This window comes from Frankia sp. CoBUL1, assembly GCF_978021245.1.
Genome location: NZ_CDXDOS010000297.1, coordinates 1 through 3,698, shown reverse-complemented (window position 1 = coordinate 3,698; position 3,698 = coordinate 1). Strand labels below are relative to the sequence as shown.

The window sequence follows — 3,698 nt, the reverse complement described above, 5'->3', positions numbered from 1 at the left end:
GGTGGGGCGTGGCAGGGCGGGCGAGCGGGCGAGCAGGACGACCCCGCCCACGACCAGCAGGGCCGCCACCGTGACACCTGTGATAACCCCGGGGGTGTCCGGGGCGGGTACCCCGAAGACGAGCACGGCGAGAGTGTAGGAGACCGTCGGATTGGTGATGTTCATGGCAGTGACGGTCGGCGCGAGCGGGCCCACGGCGAACGCCATCTGCCCGAATACGAGGCTGGCCATCGTGACTCCGCACAGGGCGTAGGCGAACCAGTGGGTCGCGGTGGTACCGATCCCCTCGTTCAGGGTCTCGTCGGTGACCTGCTTCATCAGCAGGGCGCTCAGCGCGAAGAACAGCCCGGCGCCGACTCCGAGCATCGCCGCACGCATTGCTGGTCGCCGGCCGCGGGAGAACACCGTCAGTGTCGCCGCGAGGGCAATGATCGCGAGGATGGTCAGCGCCAGCCGGTATTCGTCCAGGGGAGCATGGGCGGGTAGGCGTCCCTGGACCGTGAGGAGCAGCGCGAGGCCTGCGCAGATCGATGCCACCGCCCACCATGCTCCCCGCACCATCCGCAGATGGGTGCGGACCAGGCCCAGCGGAAGCGTGAACAGTAACTGGGTGACCATGAGGGGCTGCACCTCGGCGAGGGAACCAAGGTGTAGGGCGAGCGCCTGGGTGAAGAACCCGGCGACGTTTGTCAGCCAGCCCAGCAGCCACATCGGTTCGCGTGCCAGGTCGACCAGATGCCCTATTCCGGGCAGCGCGTGCGTCCGGTCGTCACGGGCGGCGAACCGGCTGCGTCCGGCGGCGCGTTGTTGCAGAGCCGCGGACGACGCGAGCAGGAACGCGGCGCACAGGGCCAGCGGGATGAAGAGCAACACGGATCGTTCGGTCCGTCAGGCGGAGCCGGCCCGCGGGCCGGCTGCCGGCGGGCGGCCGGACGCGCCGGCGGGATGGCGGACGCCCCGCACGGGCGTACTCATCGGGCTGGGTGCCTCATCGGGGAGCGTCGGAGACGGCGGAGACAGCGGGACCGCCGGGACCGGGTGTACGCCGCCGAGCGGCCGGTCGAGCCGCCGCGGCGCATCGCCTGGACCGCGCATGTTGGACACGATGGCCGTAATGTACCGGCCCGGGGAACCGGATGTGATGTATCCCGGCTGGTGGGCGCCGGTATGATCCGAGCGGGAACGTCCTGCTCGCCGGGCCTCGGCGTAGCTGTCTCACACCCCCGGTCCACGGAAGCGGGATCGCTCCAGACCGACGGGAGCGCGGCGCACGGCCGACCGGGCGGGGCCACTGCAGGAGCGGCAGTCTGACAGGGTGGCGTAGCGTCATCGACGTGGATCTGGTGGGCGTGCCCGACGACCCGAACAAACTCGTCACGAAGGGTCGGAACATCAGGTGCCGGCGGTAGTGCACGAGGGCGACGCGGCCGGGCCCGCCGGCACCCTGTTCGCCTCCCTGCACGGCGAGCTGGCGCCGCACCCGTGGCGGGATCCCTTCGTCGCATCCTCCGACGCGTACAGCCTGTTCGTCGCGAGGTCGTCCGCGCTGGGCTGGCTCACCGAGGCCATGCCGGACGCCTCCGGCGGCCTGTGGGGGATGAACGATGCCGGGCAGGACCGGCCTGCCGCCGCCGGGGCGTCGCCGTCCCGCGCCGCCTGGTTCCAGGTGTCGTTGACCGAACCGGTCCCGAACCGCCGCCCCCTGCCGGTGTAGCCGTTCCTGGCTTGCGCGGACGATGCCGTGGCGCGGATCGGCACGCTGCGGCTGACGGCGGTGCAGCTCCTGCTGCCGGTGCAGGTGTCGCCGGTCGAGGGTCTCGGGATCTCGCCACGGACACCCGCCGTGGGAAGTCTGCTGCAGGATGCCGGCTGGTTCGCCGACTGCGCCCCGCGGCACAGAACGCGGGTGCGGGTGACGGTGGACGGCGGGCAGGACCCGGCCATCCGTTCCGCCGCCCCCGCGATGCTCGACTGGCTGCGCAAACTCGACCAGCACGTCTTCTCGGATGACTCGCTCTCTCCGGCGAACGACGACCATCCGGTGCTGGAACCCGCCGTCATCGATGAACTGTGGCAGGGATCTGCTCGGCACCGGGTCACCTTCCAGGGGGCCCTCGCCGAGTGGACGTTGGACGCGCTGGGCTGGCTGGCCGCGTTGCTCGCGGAGGCGAGTGCCCGGCACGGGGTCGGCATCCCGCTACCGGTGACCGCCAGCCGATCGACGAGCCGAACGGGTTGAATTCCCTGGCCGGGGCGACGGCCATCCGGCGCGCCGATATCGTCCGGGTATGGCCGTCATCGTGCAGTTTATCGTCGCTATAGTGCTGGAGATCACTGGAACGCTGGCGCTTCGGGAGACCAGCGGGTTCACTCGGCTCTGGCCGACCCTGATGGTCTGTGTCTGCTATCCGCTGTCATTTTTTTTCGTGTCTCGAGTGTTGCAGCATCTGGAGATCGGCTTCACTTACGCGGTGTGGTCCGCGGCCGGTACCGCGGCCATGGCCGTCATTGGCGCGGCCGTCTTCGGCGAATCGATGAACGCGCTAAAGGTCGCCTCGCTGACCCTCGTCATCGTCGGAGTGGTCGGTCTCCAGCTTGGCGGTGCCCGCCGCTGACCAGCTGGTAGCTGGTAGCGGGTTTTTCGGTCGGTCAAAGCGCGGGTAGTTATATTAAGAGCGTGTCTTGTGTGGCCGCTCCGGGTACATATATGATTATGGATGTGATGGAGAGCGGCCTGGCCGCGAGCAGGTAGGGCAGCGGCAGGAACGCCTTCTGCAACGTGGCGGTCGCCCGCGTCTGGATCGCGACGACCGTGCCGGCCGACAGTCGGATCCCGAACAGCTCGGACATCGCCTGCGCGGTGCGGTCCTTCGAGAGGAACTGACCGCCATACAGATAGAGGACCAGAGCGCGGACCTGCTCACCGTACTGGACCGGCGCGTCCACCCCGCCCGCCGCCGCCCGCGTCCGCGCCCCACACGAGGCGCACTCCCGCATGAGCAGCCGGTGCTCGGTGACCGTCCGGCCCGCCGGACGTTCCACGTCGACGACCTGGCGACGTTCGAAGCCGGTGACCGGCGCGAGCAGCAGCGCGTCTCCGCACCGCCGGCAGCACGCCGGCTCGTGCAGGACGGTGCGGTCCGGGTCCGCGACCAGCGCGAGCGTCGAACCGGGATGACCGGGCTGGCCGCCCGGCGGTCGGCCTCTGCGCTCCCGGCGCGACTTCGGCGCCGGCTTCGCCGGCCCGTCGCTGCTCGGGGGCTTCGAGGAGCTCTTCGAGGTCCTGCCCAGCCGCGCCTTCAGCTCCGCGATCTCCGCGGTCGCCTGCGCGAGGGCTTCCACCGCGTCCGCAGCCTGCCGCCGCGCCTCGACCACCTCGCCGCGTACCTCGGACAGTTCCTGGCGTAGCGTACCGATCAACATCACGAGCTCGTCATACGACGGCACGGGCTGATCGACGGATGGCACGTGATCAACCTATAGGGCTGTCACCCACCGCGAGCACCCCGGCGCCACAGCGGATATCACTCACGCGACCTGACCTGCGACAACGCTAAACGATCGAGCTACCTGACCAGTAACCACGTTCCTGGGGTTCACGCACATGTGCGCGAAGTCCAGGAACGGGCGGTTCTGGGTGAGGCGCGTCACGGACAAGAAGCGGATGCGGGCGAAGCTGAGAGAGATCAAGGAAGAGC

5 protein-coding genes are annotated in these 3,698 nt (G+C 69.6%); 3 read left to right on the top strand and 2 right to left on the bottom strand.

The window, feature by feature from the left end; genetic code table 11:
• Positions 1–873 (bottom strand): DMT family transporter (locus tag AC08OX_RS15835; RefSeq protein ID WP_476608522.1); only part of this gene is annotated, 873 nt, incomplete at its 3' end.
• Positions 874–1,396: 523 nt separating this feature from the next.
• On the opposite strand from AC08OX_RS15835, the gene AC08OX_RS15830 reads away from it, so the two are divergent.
• The 3 genes from AC08OX_RS15830 to AC08OX_RS15820 are packed head-to-tail and all read left to right on the top strand — an operon-like array spanning position 1,397 to position 2,615.
• Positions 1,397–1,714, top strand: coding sequence for a hypothetical protein (locus AC08OX_RS15830; RefSeq protein WP_476608521.1), 318 nt, complete (start codon positions 1,397–1,399; stop codon positions 1,712–1,714).
• A 27-nt stretch (positions 1,715–1,741) separates the two neighbouring features.
• Entirely contained in the window at positions 1,742–2,239 is a 498-nt protein-coding gene (locus AC08OX_RS15825; protein ID WP_476608520.1) for a hypothetical protein, read from the top strand.
• A 49-nt stretch (positions 2,240–2,288) separates the two neighbouring features.
• Positions 2,289–2,615, top strand: a complete 327-nt coding sequence (locus AC08OX_RS15820) for a DMT family transporter (protein WP_476608519.1) — start codon at positions 2,289–2,291, stop codon at positions 2,613–2,615.
• Positions 2,616–2,664: 49 nt separating this feature from the next.
• Here AC08OX_RS15820 and AC08OX_RS15815 read toward each other — a convergent pair whose 3' ends face one another.
• The gene (locus AC08OX_RS15815) at positions 2,665–3,468 is read right to left on the bottom strand and encodes a DUF6444 domain-containing protein (RefSeq protein WP_476608518.1); all 804 of its coding nucleotides are present in this window, start codon (positions 3,466–3,468) and stop codon (positions 2,665–2,667) included.
• Positions 3,469–3,698: the final 230 nt, after the last annotated feature.

What these genes read in the sequence shown, in the direction of transcription:
- AC08OX_RS15820 (WP_476608519.1), top strand. Translation starts at nt 2,289, where the DNA reads ATGGCCGTCATCGTGCAGTTTATCGTCGCTATAGTGCTGGAGATCACT.